General features: G+C 68.4%; 18 protein-coding genes. 5 read left to right on the plus strand and 13 right to left on the minus strand.

Features of this window, described 5'->3' with window-relative positions; all coding sequences use genetic code 11:
* Window positions 1-4: 4 nt before the first annotated feature.
* Entirely contained in the window at window positions 5-8,248 is an 8,244-nt protein-coding gene (locus tag H1R19_RS13750; RefSeq protein ID WP_219849320.1) for an amino acid adenylation domain-containing protein, read from the minus strand.
* A 339-nt stretch (window positions 8,249-8,587) separates the two neighbouring features.
* On the opposite strand from H1R19_RS13750, the gene H1R19_RS13755 reads away from it, so the two are divergent.
* Complete coding sequence (locus tag H1R19_RS13755) at window positions 8,588-9,490, plus strand: hydroxymethylglutaryl-CoA lyase (protein WP_219849321.1); 903 nt, start codon at window positions 8,588-8,590, stop codon at window positions 9,488-9,490.
* A 46-nt stretch (window positions 9,491-9,536) separates the two neighbouring features.
* Here the strand turns inward: H1R19_RS13755 and H1R19_RS13760 are convergent, their stop codons facing one another.
* Both H1R19_RS13760 and uvrB read right to left on the minus strand, forming a co-directional pair.
* A complete protein-coding gene (locus H1R19_RS13760) occupies window positions 9,537-9,983 on the minus strand; it encodes a universal stress protein (protein ID WP_188327972.1) in 447 nt (148 codons plus the stop codon).
* Window positions 9,984-10,161: 178 nt separating this feature from the next.
* Window positions 10,162-12,318 carry an excinuclease ABC subunit UvrB gene (uvrB, locus tag H1R19_RS13765; protein ID WP_219849322.1) on the minus strand — a complete coding sequence of 719 codons (2,157 nt, stop codon included), beginning with the start codon at window positions 12,316-12,318 and terminating at the stop codon, window positions 10,162-10,164.
* Between the two features lie 119 nt (window positions 12,319-12,437).
* On the opposite strand from uvrB, the gene H1R19_RS13770 reads away from it, so the two are divergent.
* Window positions 12,438-13,034, plus strand: coding sequence for a ribonuclease FAU-1 family protein (locus H1R19_RS13770; protein WP_219849323.1), 597 nt, complete (start codon window positions 12,438-12,440; stop codon window positions 13,032-13,034).
* Here H1R19_RS13770 and H1R19_RS13775 read toward each other — a convergent pair.
* The 4 genes from H1R19_RS13775 to H1R19_RS13790 form a co-directional block, all read right to left on the minus strand.
* On the minus strand, window positions 13,028-13,450 hold the full coding sequence (locus H1R19_RS13775) for a hypothetical protein (protein WP_308258780.1): 423 nt from the start codon (window positions 13,448-13,450) through the stop codon (window positions 13,028-13,030). The two genes, H1R19_RS13770 and H1R19_RS13775, sit on opposite strands and share 7 nt — an antisense overlap.
* A gap of 198 nt (window positions 13,451-13,648) precedes the next feature.
* Window positions 13,649-14,545 (minus strand): dephospho-CoA kinase, encoded by an 897-nt coding sequence (gene coaE / locus H1R19_RS13780; protein WP_188328060.1) that lies wholly within the window; start codon window positions 14,543-14,545, stop codon window positions 13,649-13,651.
* 70 nt (window positions 14,546-14,615) lie between these two features.
* Window positions 14,616-15,866 carry a zinc metallochaperone AztD gene (aztD, locus tag H1R19_RS13785; RefSeq protein ID WP_219851671.1) on the minus strand — a complete coding sequence of 417 codons (1,251 nt, stop codon included), beginning with the start codon at window positions 15,864-15,866 and terminating at the stop codon, window positions 14,616-14,618.
* An 81-nt stretch (window positions 15,867-15,947) separates the two neighbouring features.
* The gene (locus tag H1R19_RS13790; RefSeq protein WP_219849324.1) at window positions 15,948-16,721 is read right to left on the minus strand and encodes a TetR/AcrR family transcriptional regulator C-terminal domain-containing protein; all 774 of its coding nucleotides are present in this window, start codon (window positions 16,719-16,721) and stop codon (window positions 15,948-15,950) included.
* A gap of 201 nt (window positions 16,722-16,922) precedes the next feature.
* Between H1R19_RS13790 and H1R19_RS13795 the strand changes: the two genes are divergently transcribed.
* Window positions 16,923-18,542, plus strand: coding sequence for a DEAD/DEAH box helicase (locus tag H1R19_RS13795; protein ID WP_244970703.1), 1,620 nt, complete (start codon window positions 16,923-16,925; stop codon window positions 18,540-18,542).
* Window positions 18,539-19,105, plus strand: a complete 567-nt coding sequence (locus H1R19_RS13800; protein ID WP_188327968.1) for an SWIM zinc finger family protein — start codon at window positions 18,539-18,541, stop codon at window positions 19,103-19,105. The genes H1R19_RS13795 and H1R19_RS13800 overlap by 4 nt, the downstream gene beginning before the upstream one ends.
* Before the next feature lie 75 nt (window positions 19,106-19,180).
* Here the strand turns inward: H1R19_RS13800 and rpsA are convergent, their stop codons facing one another.
* Window positions 19,181-20,659, minus strand: a complete 1,479-nt coding sequence (gene rpsA, locus H1R19_RS13805) for a 30S ribosomal protein S1 (RefSeq protein WP_188327967.1) — start codon at window positions 20,657-20,659, stop codon at window positions 19,181-19,183.
* A gap of 189 nt (window positions 20,660-20,848) precedes the next feature.
* Here rpsA and H1R19_RS13810 point away from each other — a divergent pair, with 189 nt between their 5' ends.
* Window positions 20,849-21,397 carry a 2'-5' RNA ligase family protein gene (locus tag H1R19_RS13810; protein WP_188327966.1) on the plus strand — a complete coding sequence of 183 codons (549 nt, stop codon included), beginning with the start codon at window positions 20,849-20,851 and terminating at the stop codon, window positions 21,395-21,397.
* Between the two features lie 482 nt (window positions 21,398-21,879).
* Here H1R19_RS13810 and H1R19_RS13815 read toward each other — a convergent pair whose 3' ends face one another.
* The 5 genes from H1R19_RS13815 to H1R19_RS13835 are packed head-to-tail and all read right to left on the minus strand — an operon-like array spanning window position 21,880 to window position 26,805.
* Window positions 21,880-22,677 carry a glycoside hydrolase family 16 protein gene (locus H1R19_RS13815; protein WP_188327965.1) on the minus strand — a complete coding sequence of 266 codons (798 nt, stop codon included), beginning with the start codon at window positions 22,675-22,677 and terminating at the stop codon, window positions 21,880-21,882.
* The gene (locus H1R19_RS13820) at window positions 22,674-23,678 is read right to left on the minus strand and encodes a glycosyltransferase family 2 protein (RefSeq protein WP_308258779.1); all 1,005 of its coding nucleotides are present in this window, start codon (window positions 23,676-23,678) and stop codon (window positions 22,674-22,676) included. The genes H1R19_RS13815 and H1R19_RS13820 overlap by 4 nt, the downstream gene beginning before the upstream one ends.
* Entirely contained in the window at window positions 23,651-24,385 is a 735-nt protein-coding gene (locus H1R19_RS13825) for an alpha/beta hydrolase (protein WP_244970704.1), read from the minus strand. Before H1R19_RS13825 ends, H1R19_RS13820 begins: the two co-directional genes overlap by 28 nt.
* Before the next feature lie 39 nt (window positions 24,386-24,424).
* Complete coding sequence (locus H1R19_RS13830; RefSeq protein WP_219849327.1) at window positions 24,425-25,588, minus strand: glycosyltransferase family 4 protein; 1,164 nt, start codon at window positions 25,586-25,588, stop codon at window positions 24,425-24,427.
* Entirely contained in the window at window positions 25,585-26,805 is a 1,221-nt protein-coding gene (locus tag H1R19_RS13835) for a hypothetical protein (RefSeq protein ID WP_244970705.1), read from the minus strand. Before H1R19_RS13835 ends, H1R19_RS13830 begins: the two co-directional genes overlap by 4 nt.
* Window positions 26,806-26,812: the final 7 nt, after the last annotated feature.

A 26,812-nucleotide genomic window follows, 5' to 3' on the forward strand; every position in this document is an offset into this window, starting at 1 on the left:
GACGTCACGCGGGTCCCACTCGATTGCGCGAGCCCGCGCCCTGCATTACCGCTTCGGCGGCGGCCCGCACAGAGTCGAAGACCTCGTCGATCGTGCGGTCGGCGTCGGCGAGCAGAGTGGCCACGGCGATCGTCAGCGCTTCCGCGGGGTCTTCGTCGGGGACCGAGATCGACATCGCGACCGCGGTCGCCTCCAGGTCGGCGAAGGTCACCTCCGGGGCGCCGGGGACACCGATGACCGCCTCGGGTGCCGATGCGGCGACACGCGACACGATCTCGTGGAGCGGGGGATGCGCCCCGGCCGGGTCGGTGGCAGCCGACGACGACTCGCCACCGGTCCAGATCGCGAGGTCACCCACCGCGGTACCGGGACGCGCCGCGATGTCGGCCAGCAGCGTCCGGTAGCGTTCGGCGACCTTCTCCACGGTCGCGTGATCGAACAGGTCGGTGTCGTAGGCGATCTGGCCGCCGAGCGCGCCGTCGCGGTCGATGCCGTCGAGGTCCCCCGGGTACAGCATCAGTTCCAGATCGACTTTGGCGGGAAACGATGCCGGCGGGCGCGGACGAACATGCAGCCCTTCGAGTTCCACCTCGGGCAATCGGAGGTTCTGATACGAGAGCATCACCGAGAACAGCGGATTGTGACGGCCTCGGCGTGCGGCGCCTGACCCCGTACGGGTGAGGTGGTCGACTATCTGGTCGAAGGACACATCGCTGTTGCCGAGGTCGGCGAAGTCGTCGGTGCGCACGCGGCGGAGCAGATCGTCGAACGACTCGTCGAGCCGCAGCGTCGTACGCAGCGGAACGGTCGTCGCCAGCATGCCCACCATGTCGGCCAGTGCCGGATCGTCGCGACCGGCGAACGGAGTGCCGATCACGACGTCGTCGGTTCCCGACAGACGTCCGATCAGCACCGCGAGTGCCGCATGCATCACCACGAACTGGGTGGTGTTGTTGACGCGGGCGATCTGTCGCAGGATCGTCGCGGTCGACGACGGGATGGTCAGGTCTACGACGCCACCGAGGTGGCGCGGCTCGGCGGGCCGGGGCCGGTCCGACGCGAGCGTCGCCACCTCGCGCACCGTGCCCAGCCGGTGCTGCCAGTACTCGAGTTGACGTTGCTCTTCGGTCGCCCCGTCCGGCCCCTGCGCCTGCAGTCGCTCGGCATGCCAGATCGCGTAGTCGGCGAACTGAACCCGCAACGGACGGGCGATGGTCGACGCGGTACCGGTGTGTCCGGAGATCCGTGCCGCGTAGGCCTCGGTCAGGTCCCGGGCCAGCGCCCCGAGGGACTCACCGTCGGCGTTGATGTGGTGGACGACGAACACCAGCAGATGCCGTTCCGGACGCAACCGGAGAACGGCGGCGCGGACGGCGGGGCTGTCGGTCAGGTCGAAGCCGGGCTCGACGACGGCGGCGATCTCGTCCTCGACGCGCTCATCGGTCGCGTCCCCGGTCACGCTGATGTCGATCACGTCGACCCCGAAGCGGCGCAACGCCTCCGCGGCCGGGAGCACGATCTGCACCGGAACCCCCTCGTGCACGGGATAGCGGGTTCGCAGGGACTCGTGGCGGGCGACGATGTCGCCCACGGCCCCGGTCAGCGCCGCGACGTCGAGCCTGCCCTCGAGGTCGAGGGTGAGCCCGATGTTGTAGGCCGACGACGACGGGTCGATCTGATTGAGAGACCACAGGCCGCGCTGGACACCGGTGAGCTCCACCATGTGCTTGCGGTCGCGCGGCGTCAGCATCCGTCCGACGCCCGCCGCGTCGCTGTTGCCGACCGCCGCCACGAAGCTCGCGACCGTCGGGTTCTCGAACAGGAGCGCGAGCGCGACGCGTTGTCCGATGTGCTGCTCGACGCGGTAGGTCACCTTGGTCGCCGAGAGCGAGCTGCCGCCGAGTTCGAAGAAGCCGTCGTGCACGCTGACCTCTCGCAGCCCGAGCACATCGGCGAAGATCTGTGCGACCACCGCCTCGAGACGGCTTCGCGGCGCGACGTACTCGCGCGCCGGCGAGATCTCGACCGCGGGCAGGGCTCGACGATCGACCTTCCCGGTTCGTGTCACCGGCAGCGCGTCGAGCACCTGAACCGTGTGCGGCACGAGATGCCCGGGCAGACGCGCGACGGCGTGGTCGAGGATGTCCTCGGGAGCGGGCGCGCGGCCGGCCACCGCGGTCACATAGGACACCAGAACCGTGTCGCCCGCCGGGGTCAGTGCACCGACGCTCACCGCGTTCTCGACGTCGGGATGGGTGACGAGGACCCCGTCGACCTCACCCGGCTCCACCCGCATGCCGCGGATCTTGATCTGGAAGTCGTTGCGCCCGTGATAGATCAGCTCATTCGACCGGGTCAGGCTGACCAGGTCGCCGGTGCGGTACATGCGCGCGCCGGCGTCGAACGGGTCCGCGACGAACCGGGTGGCGGACTGATCGGGACGTCCGTGATAGCCACGCCCGAGCACCCGGCCCGACAGGTACAGCTCGCCGATGACTCCGGGCGGCACCGGACGCAGACCCGCATCGAGGACCTTGATCCCGGCCCCGGAGATCGGTCCGCCGATGGTGATCGGCCGATTCGACCGAAGCGGCGCCGAGGTGGTCACCCAGATGGTGGTCTCGGTGGGGCCGTACAGGTTCAGCAACGGCCGCCCACCCGCGTCCCACCGCGTCACGAGCTCGGGCGGGCACGCCTCCCCCGCGGTCATCATCACTTCCACGTCGGGAACAGCCGACGGTTCGACCGTGGCCAGTGCGGTCGGGGTGGCGATGGCATGGGTGACCCGATGCCGGGCGATGACCGTCTCGAGTTCCGGACCGGCGAACACCTCCGGCGGGCTGATCACCAACTCGGCACTCGCGCAGACCGCGAGGACGATCTCCCACACCGCGACGTCGAAACCCGGTGCGGCGACGTGCAGTACGCGCGACGCCGAGGTCACACCGAGCAGCCTCTGCTGCTCGGCGACCATCTCGGCCAGCCCGGCGTGGGTCACCGCCGCAGCCTTGGGCCGTCCGGTCGAACCCGAGGTGAACAGGAGATACGCGAGGTCGTCGATGTACATCGGACGAACGCGCTCGTCGTCGGACACGGGATGCGTCGGGCGTCCGGCGATGCTGAGTTCGGCTTCGAGGTCGTCGAGGTGCCATTCCTCCACGGTCGAGTGGCCGGGCGTGCGCCCCTGTGCCCCGGCGTCGTGCCCGGTGTGCGTCGGGACCGAACCGACGCTGATCACCAGGCATGCGCCGCTGTCGGCCAGCATCGCGGCACGCCGCGCAGCCGGCAGCCGTGGATCGACCATGACGAACGCGGCTCCGCTCATCGCCACCCCGAGCAGCGCGAGAACGGACCGGGGAGACCGCGGAATGCTCACGGCGACGACGTCGCCGGGCCCGAGCCCGCGGTCGATGAGGACACGCGCGATCTGATGGGTCGCGGTCGACAGCTCCGACCAGTTGAGCGTGCCCGCCCCGGTCAGTGCCGCCGAGGCCGGGTCGGCGGCGGCGATGCCCGCGGCGATCAGGTCGGCGAGCGTGGACTCACGCTGTACACCCCGAGGGGGTTCGGTGAGGGCACGCACCATCGCGGGTTCGAGCAGGTCGAGCGACGCCGTGGCCCGGTCGGGTCCGGCGACCATCTGCGTCAGCACCCGACGCAGGTAACCGGCCAGGTCCTGCACCGTTTCCGCGTCGAAGAGATCTGTGGCATAGGCGAATTCGACCGCATAGTCCTCGGCACGATCGGTCACCGAGACCGTGAGGTCATACTTCGCCGAGGGCACCCGGGCATCGAGGACCTCGGCAGAACCGGTCCAATGCGACAGCGCGGCGAGCTGATCCGGCTGCACGGTCAACGCGACCTGGAACAGCGGCGAGTGCGACGGCGAGCGGTGCGGCGCCACGGCGTCGACGACGCGCTCGAACGGCACGTCGGCGTGGCTCATCGCCCGCGCGCAGCGACGGTGGGCCGCGGTGACGAGCTCGCGCACCGTCTCCGCCGGACGGATGGGCGTGCGCAGCACGACGGTGTTGACGAACATCCCGACCAGGTCGGCCACGGCAGGGTCGTCGCGGCCGGCGACCGCGGTGCCGATGCTCACGTCGTCGGTCGAGGCGAGCCGGCCGAGAGTGATCGCCAGGGCCGACTGAAAGACCGCGAACGGCGTGACCGACAGCGACTGCGCCAGCACCCGTATCCGCGCGGTGAGCTCCGCGTCGAGGACGGAGTCGACGTGGGCGCCCCCGCTCGAGATCACCCGCGGCCGCGGACGATCGGTGGGTAGCTGCAGCAGGTCGGGTGCGCCCTGCAGCTCGGTACGCCAGAACTCCAAGCCCTCCGCGAGCGCCTCCGACGGCTCCTCAGGGGTCCCCAATGTCGCGGCACGCTCGATCGCCACATCGGCGTACTGCAACGGCAGCGGGGTGAAGGCGGGTTCCTCACCTGCGCGCCTGGTGTCGTAGGCGGTCATCAGGTCGCGGAGCAGCGGCCGCAGCGAGTGCCCGTCGGCGGCGATGTGATGCAGGACCAACACCACCACGTCACCGTCGGGATCACCGGTGATCAGGCGGTAGCGGAACCCGATCTCCTCGGCGAGATCGAATCCCACCTCGGTGACCGCCGAGACGGCGTCATCCAGGCGGGCCCGGCTGTCGACGCCCGCGGGTGACACCGTCACGACATCGGCGCCGAGTGTCTTCGCGGCGGTGTGCGTGTCGAGGATGCGCTGCTCGGGTTCGCCGTCGACCACCGGGAACACCGTGCGCAGGATCTCGTGCCGGTCCACGACGTCGAGGACGGCCGCACGCAGCACGTCGGGATCGACCGCATGAGTCAGGCGGAGAGCACCGGACATGTTGTAGGTGGATTCCGTCGGCGACATCCTGTTGATGAACCAGAGCCGGGTCTGCGCCTGGGACAACGGGATTCGCGCGGGTCGCGGTACCGGACCGCGAACGCGGCCAACAGTTGCATCGGCGCCGGTGAACACGGCCCGAGAGGCGAGGTCGGCGAGGTCGTCGCTGTCGAAGACATCCGTGAGCGCGATCGTCAGCCCGTGACCGATCCGCGCCCGGGACACCATTCGCGCGGCGAGGAGCGAGTCACCGCCCAGCGCGAACAGATTGTCGGTCACGCTGACGCGCTCACGGCCCAGTGCCTGCGCGACAAGGGCGACGACGGCCTCCTCCGCGGGTGTGCTCGGCTCGCGGTACGTCGACGCCCCGGTGGTGAACTCCGGCGCCGGCAGCGCCCGCTGATCGAGCTTGCCCGACCGGGTCGTCGGGAAGGAATCCAGGAACACCGCCGCGAGTGGAACCATGTGACCGGGAAGCCGGCGGCGGCAGTGGGCGCGAACGGATTCGGGATCGTCCGGGCCACGCGTCCCCGGCTTGCCCGGACCGGCGTCCGGGTGAACGCGGACGTAGGCGACGAGTACCGGCGCCGGCCCGAGGTCGCGGCGTGCCACGACGACCACCGCGGCGATACCCGGCATGGCCGCGATCACCGCCTCGACCTCCCCGAGTTCCACTCGCTGGCCGCGGATCTTGATCTGCTGGTCGGTTCGTCCGAGATACTCCAGCTCGCCCCGCGCGGTCCACCGGACCAGGTCACCGGTGCGATACATCCGTGCACCACCGCTGCCCAGCGGATCGGCCACGAAGCGGGCCGAGGTCTGCTGCGCCGCACCGATGTAGCAGCCGGCCAGCTGCGGACCGGCGAGATGGAGCTCCCCCGCGACACCCTGAGGGACCGGCCGCAACCGCGTATCGAGTACGCGCAGTCCGGTACCCGGCACCGGCCGGCCGATCGGGACGACCGGTCCGTCCCCGGTGACCCGGTGGGCGGTCACGTCGATCGCGGCCTCGGTCGGACCGTAGAGGTTGACCAGCTGCGCCGACGACGCCTCCCGCAGTCGCCGGGCCAGTGTCGCCGACAGCGCCTCCCCCGAGGCGAACACCCACCGCACATGGTCCGGTAGCGCGATCACGCCGGCAGCAGCCGCGCCGGGATGTGTCTCGTCGGAACGCACATCGGTCTCGGCACCGACGACGACGTCGAGGTATGCGTCGAGCATCGACGGCACGAAGTGCAGGACGGTGACGCGCGCGGCGTCGATGAGGGCACGAAGGTAGGCGGGATCGCGGTGTCCGCCGGGCTCGGCGATCACCATCCGCGCGCCGGTACGCAACGGCCAGAACAACTCCCACACCGACACGTCAAAAGTCGCCGGGGTCTTGTGCAGTACGGCGTCGGCAGCGTCGATGGGATGGTCGCGCTGCATCCACGCCAGCCGGTGTTCGAGAGCTGCGTGATCGATCTCGACACCCTTGGGGACACCGGTCGACCCCGAGGTGAAGATCACGTAGGCGGCCTGGTGCGGGAGCGGCTCGCACCGTGCGATGCGAGGCGTCGCGTCCATGGCGGCGGATGCCGGTGTCGCGTCGTCGATTCCGCGGACGTCGATTTCATGGGCGGCGAGGAACCGGTCGTCGACGACCAGGACCGGGTCGACGATCGCGGCGATGGCGTCGCGCCGGTCGCCGGGTTCGGCGGGATCGACCGGGACGTAGGCCGCGCCGAGTCCGATGACGGCATGGGCGGCGCAGACCTGTGCGAACGACCGGTCGAGCGCCACGATGACCCGGTCGCCGACACCGACGCCGGCCGCGGCGAAGATGTCCGCCAGCCCGTCGCAGGCGCGTGCGAACTCGAGGTAGGTCATGGACGCGTCGCCGAAGACCAGTGCGGGCGCGTCCGGTGTCGCGGCGACCTGCCGATCGACGGCGGCGAGGATGTGTTCGCCCACGACCCCGGCCGCCGGCTCCCCGGCGCCCAGCCGGTCCAGCTCCGACTGCTCCCCCGGCATCAGCAGGTCCAGGTCCGCGATCTGCCGATCCGGATGGAGGACGAACTGTTCCAGGACGTGCAGCAGCCGACGGCGGTGTGTCTCCAGTTCGGTCGTGTCGTACAGGGCCGGATTCGCGTGCAGACCCACTTCGAGCGGCGCTCCCGGGCCGGCCGCGAACACATTCATCACCAGGTCCTCGACCATGCCCGCCGACAGCATGTGATAGCTGACGCGGGCGCCGTCGATGATGATCGGCTTGTCGAACAGGAGAAGGTTGACCAGCGGACCGAACGAGGTGCCCGCGGCGTCGCCGAAACCTGCTGCGGCCCGGATGTCCTCGGACCGATACCGCTGATGCCGCAGCCCCACGGTGATCTCCCTGGTGACCGCGGCGACCACATCGGCGCACGTCGCCGCGGCGACCCCGTCGATCCGCAGCGGCAGCATATTGGAGACCATGCCCGCCGAGTGCCTGACCCGGGCGGTCGTGCGTGCCGTCACCGGAAGGCTGAGCACGATGTCGTCACCACCGGACATCCTCGCCAGGAAGGCGGCGAAGGCGGCGGTGAGTACCGCAGCCACCGAGGCGTCGAGGTCCTTGGCACATCGACGCAGGGTCTGGTCGAGTTCGGCGCCGAGCATGCCGGCTGAGACGACCGTCTCGTTGTGGATGCCGGTGCTCGCCGGGTGCGTCGCGAGGGTGACCCGCTCCGGAAGATCTGCCGCACGCGCGGTCCAGAAGTCGCGATCCTTCTCCTGGCGGGCGCTCTGCCGGTAGGCGGCGTCGTCGGCGATCACCTCGGCGAGCGTCGCGCGGCGCGGCGGCACATGGGCGGCACCTCGCAGGCCGGCGTTGTATCGCGCGACGGCCTCGTGCAGACCGACCAGGGCTCCGTACCCGTCGAACGCGATGTGATGGCCACGCATGTACCAGTAGGTGCGATCGTCGGCGACGCGGATGAAGGCCGCGACCGCGACCGGGTCGTGGAGCAGATCCACCGGACTCTGGTGATCGGCGCGCATCCACTCAGCGGCCGCGGCCAGGGGATCCGGCTCGGCCCGTAAGTCGACGTCGACGACGTCGAACGGGATCGACTCGTCGATGTACTGCATCGGGGCCCCGTCGACCTCGGTGAGACGGGTGTAGGCGGTCTGGAGACCGCGAGAACCCTCGATCACGCCCTGGCGGAAGAGTTCCCGGTCGAAGGGGCGGCCGTCGTCGACGATGTCGATGTAGTGGGCAACGGTGACAGAGTGGTCGTCGTCGAGGTTCTCGGCGAACCACATGGCGCGCTGCGCCGCGGTGAGGTCGAGCAGTTCTCCCCCAGCCGGCGTCGCCGGAAGTCCCCGGTTGCCGTTCTTCGATGTCCCACCCCTGCGGGACGCGTTGTCATCCATGCCTCGTCCGACGTCGGTTTCGGCGCTTGTGTTCGCTCGACGAAGACGTCTCAACGCGCTCCCCCGAGCCGTTCGTCGAACAGCCACGAATCATACGCGTTACGTCGCTCCGGCCGGCGAAAGTGATACAGCCCATCAGCCAAGTGATTTGGGGACCGTGACACCTTCGTTGCCCTATCGCGCCAAATGCGGGCACATGAGTAACTTGAATCGATTTCTTTCACATCCGCACCACCGAACCCGACATGTCGCAGTTGAGGTTCGGTCGTTCGACCGACACGGGATCCGACGCCCCCGACCCGGGCGCGGCCACCCCGCCCGGCGGGGCAAGATTGACCCATGACGAACGTGCAGTTGATCGAGGTCGGCCCGCGTGACGGACTCCAGAACGAGCAGAAGCTCCTGTCGGTGGACGACAAGGTCGAACTGATCACCCGGAGCGTGGAAGCCGGAGTCCGGCGCGTCGAGGCCGTCAGCTTCGTCAACCCCAAGCGCGTGCCGCAGATGGCCGGCGCCGAGGAGGTCATGTCTCGGGTGCCGCGCGTGGACGGGGTCTCCTACATCGGTCTCGTGCTCAACCGTCGCGGCCTCGACCGCGCGCTCGACGCCGCGGTCGATGAGGTGAACGTTGTGGTCGTGGCCACCGAGGAGTTCAGCAGGCGGAATCAGGGATGCAGCGTGGACGAGGGCATCGCCGCGGCGGTCGACGTGGTCGGCGATGCGCGCGCGGCCGGACTGGCGACGACCGTGACGATCGCGGTCTCCTTCGGCTGCCCGTTCACCGGAGAGGTCGACCCGGACCGCATCTCGGAGATCGTCGCCCGCCTGACCGACGGTGCCGCACCTGACGAGATCGCCCTCGCGGACACCATCGGCGTCGGCGTCCCCGCACAGGTGCGCACCCTCGCCGAGCTCACGACCGCACGGGCGCCGGGCATCCCGCAGCGCTGGCATTTCCACAACACCCGCAACACCGGGTACGCGAACGCGCTTGCCGCCCTGGAGATGGGGGCACACGCGCTCGATTCCAGCATCGGAGGATTCGGCGGCTGCCCGTTCGCGCCGGCCGCGACCGGGAACATCGCTTCCGAGGACCTGCTCTACGCGCTCGACCGCTCGGACATCGTCACGGGCGTGGACATGTCGGCGCTGATCGCCGCCGCGGAATGGCTGGGCAAGGCCCTGGACAAGAATGTCCCCGCACTCCTCGGACGTGCCGGGGCATTCCCGGCACCCCGCTGAGCCGGGGACACCTTGTGACCGTGGGCTCTCCCGCGGCGAGGTGGATCTAGCCGGTGGTGTGCACGATCAGCACGTCGCAGGCCGACTTGCGCGCGACGTCGGCAGGCACGGACCCGAGTAGGCGGCCCGCGATCGAGTTCAGGCCGCGGTTGCCCACGACCAGCAGGTCGGCCTTGACGTCGGACACCAGCTGCAGCAACGCCTCGACCGGAGCGCCCTTGACCGGGCGTTGCACGATCGTCTTCGCTCCGGCCTTGGTGGCACGCTCCTTGGCGGTACGCAGGATCTCCTCGGTGGGTGTGGATCCGGTGACCTGGTACGCCTCGTCCTTGAGGATGTCCGCCGCGTCCCCGGCACCTCGCTCGTTGGGGAAGTAGGCGCACGCGATCACCAGTTGCGCCGCTTCACCCGCCAGTGCCCCAGCACGTTCCACCGCCTTCAACGACGACTCGGAGCCGTCGGTCCCGACAACGATGGTTTCGTAAGAGCTCATCCCAACCTCCGACATGAATTCGCCTCGCTGCCCATCAGCGAGGCGTCACCGCATATCCCCATAGTGCAGGGGTCTTGCACCGGGACACTAGTTTGCCACGGGCATGTCTGTCCGCCGATCGTGGCGATCGGCACACTCCCACAAGGCGGGCGGCGCGCAGACATCGCAGGTCAGGACGCTACTTGATACCCGCTGCGTCCATTCCACGCAGTTCCTTCTTCAGATCGGCGATCTCGTCCCGGAGTCGGCCCGCGAGCTCGAACTGCAGGTCGCGCGCCGCGTTCATCATCTGGTCGGTCAGCTGCGACACGAGATCGGCGAGTTCGGCGCGCGGCATCGTCGACACATCGCGCTTCTCGATGACGCCGGCACTCCCGGCCTTGGACACCTCGCCCTGCGCCCGGCGCCCCCGGCTGGCGTTGCGTCCCGACCCGCCGACGGCCACCGCTTCGTCCTCGGCCTCGCGGTACACCTGATCGAGGATGTCGGCGATCTTCTTGCGCAACGGCTTCGGATCGATGCCGCGTTCCTTGTTGTAGGCGATCTGCTTCTCGCGGCGACGCTCGGTCTCGTCGATGGCGTTGCGCATCGAGTCGGTGATCTTGTCCGCGTACATGTGCACCTCGCCCGACACGTTACGAGCGGCACGACCGATCGTCTGGATCAGCGAGGTGGTGCTCCGCAGGAAGCCCTCCTTGTCGGCGTCGAGGATCGCGACCAGCGACACCTCCGGGAGGTCGAGGCCCTCGCGGAGCAGGTTGATGCCGACGAGGACGTCGTAGTCACCCGACCGCAGCTGCCGCAGCAGTTCGACACGACGCAGGGTGTCGACCTCGGAATGCAGATAACGCACCCTGATACCGAGCTCGAGGAGGTAGTCGGTGAGATCCTCCGACATCTTCTTCGTCAGCGTGGTGACGAGGACACGTTCGTCGCGTTCGGTGCGCAGACGGATCTCGTGGACCAGGTCGTCGATCTGGCCCTTCGTCGGTTTGACGACGACCTGGGGGTCGACGAGGCCGGTCGGGCGGATGACCTGCTCGACGAACTCACCGTTGGACTGGCCGAGTTCGTAGGGTCCCGGGGTGGCCGAGAGGTACACGGTCTGCCCGATGCGATCGACGAACTCGTCCCAGGTGAGAGGCCGGTTGTCGACGGCCGAGGGCAGCCGGAACCCGTATTCGACGAGATTGCGTTTGCGCGACATGTCGCCCTCGTACATGCCGCCGATCTGCGGCACGGTCACATGCGACTCGTCGATGACCAGGAGGAAGTCGTCCGGGAAGTAGTCGATGAGCGTGGCCGGCGCGCTGCCCGGGGCACGGCCGTCGATGTGGCGCGAGTAGTTCTCGATGCCCGAGCAGAACCCGACCTGCCGCATCATCTCCAGGTCATAGGTGGTGCGCATCCGGAGGCGCTGGGCCTCGAGCAGTTTGCCCTTGCCCTCGAGGTCGGCGAGCCGGTCCTCGAGCTCCTGCTCGATGCTCGCCATCGCCTTCTCCATCCGCTCCGGCCCGGCCACGTAGTGGGTGGCCGGGAAGATGCGCAGCGAGTCGACCTGGCGCACGACGTCGCCGGTGAGTGGATGCAGGTAGTACAGCGACTCGACCTCGTCGCCGAAGAACTCGATGCGAACGGCGAGTTCCTCATAGGACGGGATGATCTCGACGGTGTCGCCGCGCACGCGGAAGCTGCCCCGCGTGAACGCGGTGTCGTTGCGGGAGTACTGCACGTCGACCAGGAGGCGCAGCAACGCGTCGCGGTCGATGTTCTGCCCGACCCCGAGTTCGACGGAACGATCGAGATAGGACTGCGGGGTACCGAGACCGTAGATGCACGAGACCGACGCGACCACGACGACGTCACGCCGAGAGAGCAGATTCGAGGTCGCCGAGTGGCGGAGGCGTTCCACGTCGTCGTTGATCGACGAGTCCTTCTCGATATAGGTGTCGGTCTGGGCGATGTACGCCTCGGGTTGGTAGTAGTCGTAGTACGAGACGAAGTACTCGACGGCATTGTTGGGCAGCATCTCGCGCAGTTCGTTGGCGAGCTGTGCGGCCAGGGTCTTGTTGGGGGCCATCACCAGGGTGGGCCGCTGGACCTGCTCGATCAGCCACGCCGTGGTCGCGGACTTACCGGTACCGGTGGCACCGAGGAGCACGATGTCCTTCTCGCCGGCCTCGAGACGTTTGGTGAGGTCCTTGATGGCGGCAGGCTGGTCACCAGCGGGTTCGTACTCGCTGACGACCTTGAATTCGCGTCCGGTGCGCTCGATCTCCCCGACCGGGCGGAACTCGGAGTGCGCGATGACCGGATGTTCTGCTGCAAAAGCCATAGTGCCAGGGTAAACGCGGCCTATGACACCGGTGTTCCCGAGCGCCGCGCGGAGGTGACGGGACACACCCGGAGTCGTTGTACAGACGATCGTCGGCCCCGATCGCTACATTCTCTCCCATGACACGCGGCGGGGCGCACGGCGTCCACCCTCCCAAGCGGGAGATCTTCGACGTCCCGGCGATGACGAACACCGACAACAAGGGATTCGTGCGGGAGGTCGACGAGTACCGGGTCACCGATCACGGCCTCTACATGTCACGCCCCGCGCCGGGTCATCCCCGCTTCGACCACCTCGAGTCCTGGCTGCTGCCCGCGCTCGGTCTCCGGGCCAACATCTTCCACTTCGTCGACGGCCACCGCACCGGCCAGCGGCTGTATCTGGACATCGGCGAGTTCTGGGGCCCCGATCCCGACGACCGCTGGCACGCCGAGGACTGGTACCTCGACCTCGTCGACGTTCCCGGCCGCCCGCTCGAGCTCATCGACGTCGACGAGATCCTCGAGGCACACCGGATCGGTCTGCTCGACACGTCGCGGTGTGTCCGCGCGTTCGACATCGCGTCCCGCGCGCTCGTCGGAGCCGCCGAACAGCATCACGACGTACAGTCCTGGCTCGACGCCGCCGCCGGCGGGCAGGTTCGGTTTCACGACCACGACCACGACAGCAGCGACAGCGACGCCCCCGGCAGCCGGGCACCGCGCTCCGGTCAGTAGGTCGGCAACACGAAACAGGCTCCGTTACGCACGAATTCGGGGAACTGTACGCCACTGCCGACGTTCACGCTGCGCGTCTTGGTGACCCCGTCGAGCGTCGCGGTGAGGACGTACCGGCCGGGCGCCGACGGGCGCCAGATCGGTGTGACCTCAACGGTCTTCGGCTTCTGGTCGTAGATCGTGACCGTCCTGCCGTTGCCTGACGAGGTGACCTCGAGGTTCGACTTCGCGGACCCGGGGTCCCCGACGATGACCGAGAGCTCGTAGGCGCATCCGGCGCCATAGGTGCCGTAGTTCGTCGACCCGGTCGCCGACGAGCCGTAACCCGCCTGGGTGTCGACCGCGATGCCCTGCAACGCCGCGCCGGCGGGCCCCGCCATACCCGCCCCGGCAACCGCCGACGCAGTGAAAGCCACTGCCCCACAGGCGATCCTCATCCGATACCGATTTCTCCGACCGATCATGGGTGCGACTCCGCTCCTCGTCGACTCCGTTGTCAGATCACATCTCCCGAAGGGGTGTGCGAGTCACAAGCTAGCAGCGGGCGGTGGACGATGCCCCCAATTTGGAAACATTCGTAGTCAGTTTCCGGCGCAGGGTGGCTTGGTTGCCGGTCAGTTGGTGGCGACCCGCACCGTGGCCGGCCGGCCGGGATCACAGGAGCCGTAGACGCCCGGACCGGTCGGTGCGAAGCCCCCGTCGGCCAGCCGATCGGTCAGTTCGGCGGCCGCGTCGGCGTCGCGCGCGGTGATCCGCAACTCGACCGATGCGGCATCGGTGACGTCCACCGCGGTGGCCCGCTCTCCCGACAGGGCCCACAGCCGGTTGACAAGCCGCGCCGAAGGCCCGTCGGGATTAGGTTCCGCGGCAAGGAGTTCGGGCACCGGCTCGGCGACCCGCCGTGCCCGGACGTTGGCCTCCAGCGGGACCAGGCGCTCGTCCCAGACCCGGGCCGCGGCCACCGCCAGGGCCTCCGGTTCGCCCGAGTTGTCGAGCCAGACGTCGGCGACCGCGCGCCGTTGCTCGTCGGTGGCCTGCGCCGCGATGCGCGCGCGGGCGTCCGCCTCGCCGACGCCGCGCATGGTCGTCAGGCGATGCAGCCGCACGTCCGCATCGGCGAACACGATGACGACGAGATGGAAGAAGGGCGCCGTATGGTTCTCCACGAGCAATGGGATGTCCTGCACCACAATGGCGTCCGCCGGAGCCGCGTCGAGCAGCTCCTGCGTGCGCGCCCCGATCAGCGGGTGGGTGACGGCATTGAGCCGCCCGCGCGACTCGTCGTCCACGAAGGCCTTGGCCGCGAGAGCGGGCCGATCGAGACTCCCGTCCTCGGTGAGGATGTCGGAACCGAAGGCCTCCACCAGCCCGGCCAGGCCCGGCGATCCCGGCTCCACCACCTCGCGCGCGATCTTGTCCGCGTCGATGATGTAGGCGCCCCGTTCGACGAAGGTCTTTGCCACGGTCGATTTGCCGGCGCCGATGCCACCGGTGAGTCCCAGCCTGATCACGCCCACCAGTGTGGCAAACACGCCCGCCTCATGTTCACCGGGGCGCAGGCGAACCCCGGCCGCGGAGGTCTCAGCCGGTGACCGCGGCCAGCTCGACGGTCCGGTGCGGCAGCGTCGCCTCGCCGACCTGCTCCTCGGTCGTCAGGTCGACCGCGACGATCTTCTTCGCGGCCGGGTCCGTGACGTAGGCGATGTCGCCAAGGACCACGACGTTGGGCATCGGCGACTGCCACTCGTCGGGTTCGGTCCAGGCCCCGACGACCGGGATTCTCGCGGTGCGCGCGGCGGTCGTGGCGTCGAAGACGTGCAGCGCGCCGTCCGTCGCGAGAATCACCGCCGATCCGCCGGGTCCGCGTTCGATCGACCGGAAGCTGTAGCTGGAATCGAACGGCACGACGCGCAGCCGACCGGTGCGGGTGTCGGTGAGCGTGAAGCGATCGGGGCGTTCGATCTCGTTGTCGCCGGAGCCGGCCTCGCGATCGGTCTTGTAGTCACCGAGGACGATCGGGGACTCGTCGGTGCCGGCCTGGTTCCCGATCCGGCCGTAGTCGTCCGGGCTGTCGACCTTGCGGATCTCGTTGCCGCTGACCACCAGGATGCCGTCCTGACAGCCGAAGGTGAGCGCTCCGTCGGCAGCGGCCGCCTCGCCGTGGACTCCGGGGCACTGATCGTTGCGGACGATCTCCTTGCGGTCCTTGCCGAGGATGGCGACGCCGCTGCGAGTGTCCTCGTCGCCGACGGTCACCACCACGGTCCCGTCCTCTCGGAACACCGCCACACCGTGGTGGGGTTCGGGCACGGTGAACGAGGTGGATACGGCCTTGCCGCGCAACAGTTCTGCCGGCTCGACGATATCGACCTCGCCGGTGCCGTCGCTGAACAGTGCGATGCGGGAGTCGTGGGGCACGACGTGGCCCGGCTCCGCGCCGCCGAACGTCATGTCGGTGAGCGCCGGTGCCGACGTGTAGTGGTGTCCGTGGTCGCCGTGCTGACGCGTCCAGGTGCCCATGTCGAGCACGCGGAACCCGCCGGATTCCGACACGAACACATTGCGACCGTTGCCCGCGCTGTTGAGCCTGATGAAACCTTCGGTCGGGAGGTCGGCGACCTGCTCCAGCGAGGCGGCGTCGAGAACCAGGATTCCGCCGTCATAGCTCAGAGCGAGACGCGGTGTCGCGCTCTGCCGCTCGACAGGCTCGGTCGACGAGCTCGACGCGGGGGCCGGCTTCGCCGACTCCGCCGTTCCGCACGCGACCAGGGTGAAGGATGCGGCGAGGAGGACCGCCAGTGACCGGGTCAGGTTTGTCCGTTGTGGATACACCAGGACAGTCAAGCTCTTAATGAAAATTATTGTCAACAACGAATGGATCGGTGCCACCACCATGGTTGACGCAGCCGATCGTCACGATTCACCCACGAGCGGCCTCAAGCCGTACAGCACACGGGCCAGCCCGAATTCGAAGGCGTCGTCGGGCGCGCCGGGCGCCTGGTGATGCTCACCGACCGCGGTACCCACCCGACCCGACAGCGGGAAGGCATCCGCCGGCATCACCGAGCTCAACTCCGGGCCGACGACCTCCCACCACCGTTCGTCACTGAGCCCGCTGTCGGCAACCGCCGAGCGAGCACTCAACGCGTCGCGAGCATTTCCGGTCACGAACGAGGAGACAAGGGCAATGATGTTGTCGCGCTCCAGGTCCGAGATGTCCAGACCCTCCAGGATCTCGAGCTGCAGTTCGTATCTCCGGAGTCGGTGCGGCCCCAGGACCTGACGCCACGACGAGGCATCGAGGAGCCAGGGGTGCGCCAGATACTCGGCTCGCAGGGCGCGCGCAACACCGTCCAACGAGTCGATGGCGGTTGTCGATCGAACCGGCATCGGCGCATCGGCGGCCACCCGGTCGACCATGAGCGCCACCAGCACATCCCTCGAGGGCACGTAGGTGTACAGACTCATCGGCCCCATCCCGAGCTCGGTGGCGAGTGCACGCATGGACACCGCCGCCAGGCCGCGGGCGTCGGCGATGTCGACGGCGACCCCGACGATCTCGTCGACGGTGACGCGCTGCCTCGGGCCGCGACGAGGAGCGGCCGGAGACGCCGCGTCACCCCCTGCCTCCACCTCTGCCCGCCAGAGCAACCTCACCAAGGCACGGGCATCGTCAGCGGTCGACATCGAATCCTCATTCCCGTACGGTGTACTGAGTACTGATCCGCACACCGTACCAAGTCAGGAGCCGAGCTGCCCACCCAAGCCACGTATCTGCCCGACCTGCACCAGTTCGCCGTCTGGTCCTCACATGACCTCGACGCCGAGACACGCACCGCGACGTGCCGCATCGCGGTTCCGGACGGCCGCGGACTCGGCGTCCGGGAGGTGGCCTGTGATCTGATCGAGGCGGCCGACGTCTCCGGGATCGACAGCACCGCGGACTCCGTACGGACATGGCAGAAGGTGCTCGACGGACAGCCCGACACACCTCTCCCCCTGGCCGGCCACGCCGAGGTCGACCCGACCGGCACGGCGGTGACGACCGCCGACTTCGCCCGCGGCGCGCTTCTGGACTGTCTCGCCACCGCGAATCGGATGGGCGAATCGATCGACGCGATGCTGCGCCCGTACCAGATTCGCGGAATCTCCTGGCTGGCGAACACGGCCGAGACAACGGGGGGCGCGCTACTCGCCGACGAGATGGGCCTGGGCAAGACCCTCCAGGCGATCGGGGTCCTCGCGTTGCGCGCCGCGCAGGGACCGCAACTCGTCGTGTGTCCGACCAGCCTGGTGAGCAACTGGGCGCACGAGATGGCCCGCTTCGCGCCGACGCTCGTCGTCCATACCGGCCCAGTCGCCGGCGCGCCCGCTGTCGCCGGTTCGGTGACGGTGATCTCCTACGCCCGCCTGCGCCTGGACAACGACGCGGTGAACGACCGGACATGGACGACAGTGGTCTTCGACGAGGCGCAGGCGCTGAAGAATCACCGCACCCAGGTCTCCCGAGCGGCGCGGGGACTCGATGCCCGTGCGCGAATCGCCCTGACCGGCACGCCGATCGAGAACAGCCTCGACGAGCTGTGGGCGATCCTTCGGGTGGTGGCACCACAGCTCTTTCCGCACAGGGCCGTCTTCCGACGCCGCTTCACGCGGGCGGTCGACGACGGCGACACCGCTGCCCTGCAACGACTGAGAGTCGCCGTGTCCCCGGTGATGCTGGCGCGCACGAAGTCCCGGGTGGCCACCGCGCTCCCACCCAAGATCCACAACCCTGTCCTGGTTGATCTCACCGCCGAGCAGGCAGACCTCTACGATGCCCACCTGGCGGAGATCGAGGACACGGGCTTCGGTGTCGGATTCGAGAGACACGGTCGAATTCTCGCGACGCTGACCCGGCTGAAACAGATCTGCAACCACCCCGGGTTGGTCACCGGCGACACCACCGACCTCGGCGGGCGTTCGGGCAAGCTCGACGTATGCGCGGACATCGTCGCCGAGAACGTCCGGACCGACTCCCCCACCCTGGTGTTCACCCAATACCGGCAGACCGGCGAGCTCCTGGTCCGCCATCTGGCGGACGTGGTGGACCGCGAGGTCCCGTATTTCCACGGCGGACTGTCTGCGCTGCGCCGCAACGATCTCGTGGCCGATTTCCAGGCGGGCCGTACCGCCGAGGTGATGGTGATGAGCCTCAAGGCCGGTGGCGTCGGACTCACACTCACCCGCGCCTGCGATGTGATCCACTTCGACCGCTGGTGGAACCCTGCCGTGGAGGCGCAGGCCTCGGATCGGGTTCATCGCATCGGGCAGGAGCGTCCGGTCACCGTCACCACTCTCACCACAGCGACCACGCTCGAGGAACACATCGACGATCTCCAGCGCCGCAAGTCGACGCTGAGCGCGCACCGCGAGCACGGCGACGACACGTCCGCGATCACCGCCCTCACGACACTCGGCGACGATCGGCTCATCGACATCCTTCGGCGCAATCGGGAGGCCGGATGACGACGGCACCAGCAGAATTCGGCTACAGCAGGTGGGGCGCAGACGTGGTCCGGCTCGCCGAGCCGCTCTCGGCTCGCACACCCAACGCGCTGGCTCCCCGAGCCCGCAGCATCGCGCGCAACGGGGGTGTCACCCTGACCTTCGACGGTCGGAGTGTGACGGGGCTGGTCCAGCGCGGGGGCGAGGCGTCGGTCGTCCACCTCGAGTTCGATGCGATGACGTCCGCGGCGGCCGCGGTGCTGCGTGAACTCGTCGGATCGTCGGCGGAGCCCTCCGAGGACACACACCGACGGGCGGTGGTCTCCGGCGACTGGTCACCACCGGCGCTCGACGTCGCCGACTGTTCGTGCCGCGCGCGCGGCGACCGCTGTGTGCACATCCTCGCCACCCTGTACGCGACTGCCGCCGCCGTCGATCGCGACCCCGCCCTCGCGTTACGGGTGCGCGACTTCGGCTCTCCCGACGAGGCCGCCGCGGCCGACGTCGCCGGCCCACCGGTTCGATGGGTTCCGATGACCTCGGTCGACGTCCGGGACTACTACTCGGTTCGACCGCCCGGCTAGAGGACACGCATACACGAGAAGAGCCCTCCCGGTTTCCCGGGAGGGCTCTTGTCTGCTCAGTGAGCGGAACTACTGTCAGGCGTTGCCCGAGAGCTTCTCGCGCAGTGCGGCGAGCTGCTCGTCGCTGGCCAGCGATCCACCACCGGTGGACGGGGCGCCGGCCGAGCTGCTGGTCGTCGAGGCTCCGCGGCTCTCCGTGGCCGACGAGTAGTCGGTCGGGGCGTTGGCGGCCTCTGCTGCGGCAGCAGCGAACTTCTCCATCTGGGCAGTGTGCATCTTGTGGCGACGCTCGGCCTCGGCGTACCGGGCCTCCCATGCCTCACGCTGCTTCTCGAAGCCTTCGAGCCACTCGTTGGTGTCGGCGTCGAAGCCCTCGGGGAAGATGTAGTTGCCCTGCTCGTCGTAGCTGTCGGCCATGCCGTACTTCGACGGGTCGAACTCTTCGGTGTAGTCCTCGTTGGCCTGCTTGAGGCTCAGCGAGATACGACGACGCTCGAGATCGATGTCGATGACCTTGACCATCGCGTCGTCACCGACGGCGACAACCTGATCCGGCACCTCGACGTGGCGCTCGGCCAGCTCGGAGATGTGGACCAGACCCTCGATGCCCTCGTCGACGCGGACGAACGCACCGAACGGCACCAGCTTGGTGACCTTGCCGGGCACGATCTGGCCGATGGCATGGGTGCGGGCGAACTGACGCCACGGGTCTTCCTGGGTGGCCTTGAGCGACAGCGACACGCGCTCGCGGTCCAGATCGACGTCGAGGACCTCGACGGTGACCTCGTCGCCGACAGCGACGACCTCGGACGGGTGATCGATGTGCTTCCAGGACAGCTCGGAGACGTGGACCAGTCCGTCGACGCCGCCGAGATCGACGAACGCACCGAAGTTGACGATCGAGGACACGACGCCCTTGCGGACCTGGCCCTTCTGCAGCTGGTGCAGGAACTCGCTGCGGACCTCGGACTGGGTCTGCTCGAGCCATGCACGGCGCGACAGGACCACGTTGTTGCGGTTCTTGTCGAGCTCGATGATCTTGGCTTCGATCTCCTTGCCGATGTACGGCTGCAGATCGCGGACGCGACGCATCTCCACCAGCGATGCCGGGAGGAAGCCTCGCAGGCCGATGTCCAGGATCAGGCCGCCCTTGACGACCTCGATGACGGTGCCCTTGACGGCCTCGTCCTTCTCCTTGAGCTCCTCGATGGTGCCCCAAGCCCGCTCGTACTGCGCACGCTTCTTGGAGAGGATCAGACGACCTTCTTTGTCCTCCTTGGTGAGGACCAGAGCCTCGACCTCGTCACCGACGTTGACGACCTCATTGGGGTCGACGTCGTGCTTGATCGACAGTTCGCGAGAAGGGATGACGCCTTCGGTCTTGTAACCGATGTCGAGCAGAACCTCGTCCCGATCGACCTTGACGATGGTGCCTTCGACGATGTCGCCATCGTTGAAGTACTTGATCGTGGAGTCGATGGCGGCGAGAAAGTCCTCGGCAGTGCCAATGTCATTGATGGCTACTTGCGGCGAGGTGATCGTGGGGGACGACATATGTTGAGTTGCTCCGGACAGGTGTGTAGTAGGTACGATTCTTCAAAGCTGTGGATCGCACACGGCCATCGATCAGAGGTCTCCGATCAGGCATGTGCGCACCGCGCGTCATCGGGCACACGCGCGTGAGAAAGCGTACTCCAGTACCGATGTGCTGGGCAAATACCGTCCACAAGAGAGGACGCGCTGGTGGCGCATTCACTCGAACTCCTTCTCGACGAGGCCGCCGACCAGCACGTTCGCGACGAGTGGGCCGCATTGGCCGGCGCCGGGCTCCCCCACCAGGGCTCGGTGGTGTCCACCACCAACCGCCCGCACGTCACCCTGGTCGCCGCGTCGTCCATCGATCCCGGCGTCGACGCCGCACTCGTCCCGGCCGCGATGACATTGCCGATCTCCATGCGCCTGGGTGCTCCCGTGCTGTTCTCCAACAGAGGCCGCGTCACGCTGTCGAGACTGGTCGTCCCGTCCGCCGGACTCATCTCGATGCACGCCCGGGTCACCCGTGTCGCCGACGGCCACATCGGCCCGGACACGCCCGAATCGATGCTCGCCCACACACGTCCCGGACGATGGACCCCACATGTCACCCTCGCGCGGCGCCTGGACGGGGTTCAGCTCGCGCGCGCACTCGAGGTGCTCGACCTACGCGCCGAACCCACCGGCACGTTCGTGGCACTCAGACGCTGGGACTCCGACGCCGGAACCGATCACATCCTCGCCGGTCGCGCCTGCTGATCGTCGCGATCCGCTGCTCTCCGGGCGTTCTGTGGCGCGGGCGTTCTGGGTCCGGGCGTTCTGGGTCCGGGCGTTCTGGGTCCGGGCGTTCTGGCGTCCAGGCGTTCTGGCGTCCAGGCGTTCTGGCGTCCGGGCGTTCTGGCGTCCAGGCGTTTCCGAGGACCGGTGTCCTCCTACGCCGATCGGGAACCAGCGCCCCCACGTCCGGACAACCGGTCCAGGACGCGGCGAAGTCGCGTGTCCGGCCGATATCGCGGACACGAACCCGCGGCGCACAGCGCACAGTCGGTGCCGGTCCGATGATGCTGATGGGCCGATCGGTCGTGACCGCATCGGCAGATGTCGTCACCCACTGCGACAGATTATCCAAACGGCGCGCATCGGCCACTCCAACGACGTATTCGGCGTCGATGCCGGCTCGACAGACAAGGTCGCGGGGGATCCATCTGATTCGCAGACACCGTCTGCGGGTGCAGGTGTGTTCACGGTGCGATCACCCGCACCCAGTCGACGAGCATGGTGGCCTTGGCCGGGGTCGTCGCGTCGGTCGGCCCGGGCCAGCGGCCGCCGACGGCGACGTTCAACAGGAGATGGAACGGCTTGTCGAACACCCAGTGCGCGTCTGCCGCCAGATCACCGCGGTGGGCGACGAACAGCGTCTGATCGTCGATGCCGCCCTCGATCCGGTCCGGCAGCTTGTTCACCCAGTACGTGTGGAACTTCCATGCCAGCGGTGATCGCGGAACACCCGACACCGAGACCGCCTGTCGTCCTTCGGCCGAGTCCCGTGGCACATGGACCCCGATGTGGTACTCGGGTGCCTGATTGAGTGTCTCGATGATGTCGATCTCACCTGATGCCGGCCACCCGACCTCGTCGATGTCGTCACCGAGCATCCAGAACGCCGGGTGCAGACCGGTTCCCGCCGGTACCGCGATCCGTGCGCTGACCCGGCCATAGGTGACCGACAGCTTGCCTTTCGTGGAGATACGAGCCGAGGTGTATCGCCCCTTGTGACGCCGGACCGTGATCGCCAGGTGCCCCTTGCCGTCCACACGTACGTTGGCGAATGAGTCGGTGTACACCTGGTCTTCGTCGTTACCCCAGCCGCCACCACCGGTGACAGGTCGCCACGGGCTGCTCGGTTTCCGTGCCGGGCCATCGAATTCGTCGACATAGATCACGCTCGGCCCGCGGTCGGGTTCCGCGTGACCGATGGACGCGTTACACGCCGTGACGGCCATCGCCGAGATCACGCACAGGTGGACGAGCCGCCTCATGGTCGCACCTTCGGTGCCAGGAGACCGGATGCGTAGCCGGCGCAGGTCAGCAGCAGTCCGGCGATCAGTGCACCGACGCGTGCCGGTGAGCGACGATGCCGCCAGACGCCCGCCGGCAACACCTGTGCGGTGTAACGGCGTTCGCTTGCCAGCGCGCTGCCGGCGCCGGCGAGTCCGGACAACACCGCCTTGGATCGTCCCTCGTGGTAACACCGGCGGGCGAAGTAGTCGAACCGGCGCCGGTCGTCGGGCACGGCATGTGAGACGCGAAACGACGTGTCTCGCACGATGACGTGGTCGGGATAGCGTCGGCGGAGCGCGATGCCCATCAGCGTTTCCTCACAGCCGGCCGGGAGGGTGCCGCGTCGTCCGAGGTCCGCGGAGAAGCCCCCGACCTCGTCCAGGGCGTCGCGGCGGACAGCCATCGCCGCCCCGATGGGGTTGCGGATCTCGGCTCCGTTGTCGGGGAGGCCGCGGTAATCACATCCGACGACCCAGCCGAATTCTTCGGGAAACCAGGCTGGAGCGGATGATTCCCATTGCGCCGCAACAGCTCCGCCCATCGCGATGACCGACGCGTCGCGGAGTCGCGCGCGTACCGCGGCGAGTGCGTCCGGTGCCGGGCACGCATCGTCGTCGAGGAAGACCACCGTCGTCCCCGTCGCCCTGGCGGTGCCGGTGTTACGTGCGTCGGAGAGTCCGCGTGTGCCGGTGTTGGCGCACACGACGACATCGGGATGGGACGCGAGGAGGTCGGTCAGCAGGTCCGGGTTGTGATCGACGACGATGATGAGCTCGTCGGCCGGACCCAGCTGCGCGGTGGTGGCCGTGATCGCCGCCTCGAGCTGAGCTCGGCGCCGTTCGGTGTAACAGCAGATCACGACCGACAACGTCGGTCGGTCGAACGGGCCGGCCGAGGAAGTGGCGACGCGGTCGGGCTGCAACGCCGCGGCATCGTGTACCGACGGGTCGATCACCACTGCGCGAGGTTGTCGAACCACGACACCACGTCCTCTCCATTGATGCACGACGGATCGAGATGCGCCCCGGAGCATTCGACGAGGGATACGTTCGCGGCCGCCCCGAAGCGCGCCCGGAACTCGGTTGCGTTGGTCGACGTCGGTACCAGTGTGTCCCCCGGGCTCACGTAGAAGCGGAAGTTCTGGCCGGCCAGTGATTCGACGGGCAGTTTCATCGGATCGGTTCCCGCCGGATCGGAGTTGACCCCGGCCAGACTCGTGCGGTAGTCACCTTCGGCGGCGTCGAGGTTGAGCGCCGGGCCGATGGCCGCCAGGCCGCGCGGACGTAGATCAGGTCGCTTCGCCATCAGGTTGACCGCGGCGACCGTGCCCATGGACTCGCCGAGGAAGAACACATCCGACACGCGGTGTTGATCGGCCGCCCGAATCGCGAGCTCAGCGTAATCGCGTTGGGATTCGCTGTTGCCGTATGCGTTTCCACCGGCGCGGCCGGCCACGACCACATAGCCCGCGTCACAGAGCGCGCGGACGAGCGCACGATGGGGCTCGTCCAGCCCGAGGATGGATTCGTCTCTGTCCAGGCCGTGGAAGAAGACGACCACACCGCGTGTGGTCCGGTCCGCGTCCCAGATGCTCAGGGTGTTCTGCCCGTTGACCATCGCCTCGGTGCGGGTCAGTCCGTCACCGGTCGGCGCGCACGCTGCCAGTGAGGCCGGAAACAGCAGCATCAGGAGTGTCGCGACGAGTGTGCCTGCGCGGAGCATGCCTTACGCCGCCGCGATGCGGGAGTACAGGGATGCGATACGCCCCGCGCGAACCGGCGCGATGTACTCGCCGCGGACCCGTTCCGCCCCGGCCCTGGCCATCTGCTCGCGCAGATCGTCGTCGCCGAGCAGCCTCAGGAGCGCGTCCGCGAGCTCACCTGCATCGCCGGGCGCGACCAGGATCCCGGTCTCCTCGTCGTCGATGAACTCTGCGGGACCACCTGATCGGCAGGCGACGACGGGGGTCCCGCACAGCTGCGCCTCGAGCAGGATCATCCCGAACGGCTCCTCGAAGGACGGGCAGGCGAGCACGTCGACGGCACCGAGCACGCCGGACACGTCGTCCACATGAGGCACCATCCGGAGCGCGTCACCCAGGAGCTCGTCGCCGGTCCTGGCGAGTTCCGTCATGTACCGGCCGTCGCTGGTCCCCGGGGAACCCACCAGCGCCAGTTGCAGCGGAAGACCGTTCGCCCGCACTCGGGCCACCGCGTCCAGCAGGACGTGCAGTCCCTTCTCCGGATCGATGCGGCCCACAGCCGCGACGACCGGGTACTCCGGGCACGCCGCCAGTCGCTCGCGCCACTCGCTTCCCGACGTGTCACCACCGAATCGTCCGGCGTCGACACATTGCGGGATCACCACGACCTTGCCGCGCGCCCACGGCGGCACCTGGTTGCGCGAGACCCCACTGATCGCGATCGTCGTGTCGGACAGTCGAACCGCCACTCCGAGAGCGAACCGCCCGATACCGGGGGCGACGATCTCGTGGAGTTCGAGCACCGACCTCGTCCGGGTCAGCCTGCCGGCGACAGCGCAGTCCAGGTGGGTCATGAGCAGATTGGAGTGGATCACATCGGCCTCGGCGTCACCCACCACCCGGACGAGCCGAACGATGGCCTGCACCGTGCGCCACAGCAGTCCGATCAGCTCGGCGGGGCCGTGCAGTTGCTGCCCGTCGGTGGACCGCAGGCCCCGGCGTGGCGCCGGATCCAGCTGACGGAACTCCAATCCCTCTTCTCGCCAACGCTTTTCGAAACCTCCCCCACCGGGCGCCGCCAGTGCCAGGTGTACACCGGATCCCGACAGGAGTGGCGCGAAGTTGAGCAGGCTCTGTTCGGCGCCCGTCACCTCCCTCGACGCCGAGACCGCGAGCACCCGGATCATGACGCTTCCTCACCGAACACCAACCGGCGGAAGTCGTGCGTGAGCGCCTTCAGCGCCGCGTCGACGCGACCGGCGTCGATGACGTTGTCGTGGAAGGACACCGACAGCAGACTCGCATCCTTCGTGTGCAGCGCGACGATCGTCACCCCGTTCGGACCGTCGGGTTCGTTACTGGAGGCGTACACGGGGTTTCCGGCGTCGGAGAACGGGATGTTGGTGCGCATCCCGACGTCGGAGAAGGCCACCACGGCGGGCGCGGTGGGGTCGACCGACGTGGGAATCGTGGGACGGTGACGGCGGCTGCCGGTACGCGCCGACGAGAGCAGCGCACCGGCAAGCGGTCGCGCTGATCGCATACCCGAGCGGATTCGCTGCGACACCTCGAGGATCGTCGTGTCCTCGTCGATACGGATCGGGAGCGCGCCCAGGAAGTTGCCGTTGATCCACTCCCCGTCGAGGTAGGTCCGCAGGTCGACGACCACGTTCGACACCGGCGACACCTCGACGCCTGCCCCCTGCAGTGCCCGGATGACGGCGATGGCGACGACAGCGAAGTTGCTGACCTTGCCCGCGGTCGCCTTGACCGTGGCCACCGTCTCGTCGCGCAGTGCCCCGTCGAGGCTCGCGTACAAGGTCTTCCGCGATGGCTGCCACGGCACCATCACCCCGGCGGTCGGCGGACCCGACCGGTCCGGCCGGTCGGCGAAAGCCGCTCTGAACCGCTTGGGATCGCGTCCGAACGTCGCCCAGGCGGCCGACAGCATCGGCATCCGTCCTGACGGGTGGGATGCGATCGGGGCGTAATCCCCGGTGGACGCCGCCGCCGCCACCGCTTCCATGATGGCGCCGTTGCTGCGGCCGTCGCTGAGTGCGTGGCAGACGACCATGCCGAGGTGGTTGGGAAATCGGACGAACTGCAGAGGCATCTGATCGTCGGCGTCGGCGACCAGGGCGTCGACGACATCGCCGAGATCGGTGCCCTCGGGCCACGGTTCACCTTCGGTGACCATGGCGTCGGTCGGCTCACCCGGCACCCAGCGCATGGCGACACGATCCAGCTGCCAACCCAGCCGGGCGTGCGGGTTCTCCGCGGCCACGCGCACGAGCGCGGCGCGCACGTCATCCAGCGGTGGGAGGTCGACCGGTCCGAGCAGCAAGCTGAGCACCGAGCCGACCCAGGGGCGGTCACGTCGTTGCAGTGCTGGGTTTTTCGACATAGTCGAC

Origin of the sequence: Gordonia jinghuaiqii, assembly GCF_014041935.1 — a bacterium.
In the GTDB taxonomy this organism is placed as follows: Bacteria; Actinomycetota; Actinomycetes; order Mycobacteriales; family Mycobacteriaceae; genus Gordonia; species Gordonia jinghuaiqii.

Excerpts from the sequence above, each read along its gene's own strand:
- H1R19_RS13750 (WP_219849320.1), bottom strand. The coding sequence starts at position 8,248 with ATGGATGACAACGCGTCCCGCAGGGGTGGGACATCGAAGAACGGCAAC.
- H1R19_RS13755 (WP_219849321.1), top strand. The coding sequence starts at position 8,588 with ATGACGAACGTGCAGTTGATCGAGGTCGGCCCGCGTGACGGACTCCAG.
- H1R19_RS13760 (WP_188327972.1), bottom strand. The coding sequence starts at position 9,983 with ATGAGCTCTTACGAAACCATCGTTGTCGGGACCGACGGCTCCGAGTCG.
- uvrB (WP_219849322.1), bottom strand. The coding sequence starts at position 12,318 with ATGGCTTTTGCAGCAGAACATCCGGTCATCGCGCACTCCGAGTTCCGC.
- H1R19_RS13770 (WP_219849323.1), top strand. The coding sequence starts at position 12,438 with ATGACACGCGGCGGGGCGCACGGCGTCCACCCTCCCAAGCGGGAGATC.
- H1R19_RS13790 (WP_219849324.1), bottom strand. The coding sequence starts at position 16,721 with ATGTCGACCGCTGACGATGCCCGTGCCTTGGTGAGGTTGCTCTGGCGG.
- H1R19_RS13800 (WP_188327968.1), top strand. The coding sequence starts at position 18,539 with ATGACGACGGCACCAGCAGAATTCGGCTACAGCAGGTGGGGCGCAGAC.
- rpsA (WP_188327967.1), bottom strand. The coding sequence starts at position 20,659 with ATGTCGTCCCCCACGATCACCTCGCCGCAAGTAGCCATCAATGACATT.
- H1R19_RS13815 (WP_188327965.1), bottom strand. The coding sequence starts at position 22,677 with ATGAGGCGGCTCGTCCACCTGTGCGTGATCTCGGCGATGGCCGTCACG.
- H1R19_RS13825 (WP_244970704.1), bottom strand. The coding sequence starts at position 24,385 with ATGCTGCTGTTTCCGGCCTCACTGGCAGCGTGCGCGCCGACCGGTGAC.
- H1R19_RS13830 (WP_219849327.1), bottom strand. The coding sequence starts at position 25,588 with ATGATCCGGGTGCTCGCGGTCTCGGCGTCGAGGGAGGTGACGGGCGCC.
- H1R19_RS13835 (WP_244970705.1), bottom strand. The coding sequence starts at position 26,805 with ATGTCGAAAAACCCAGCACTGCAACGACGTGACCGCCCCTGGGTCGGC.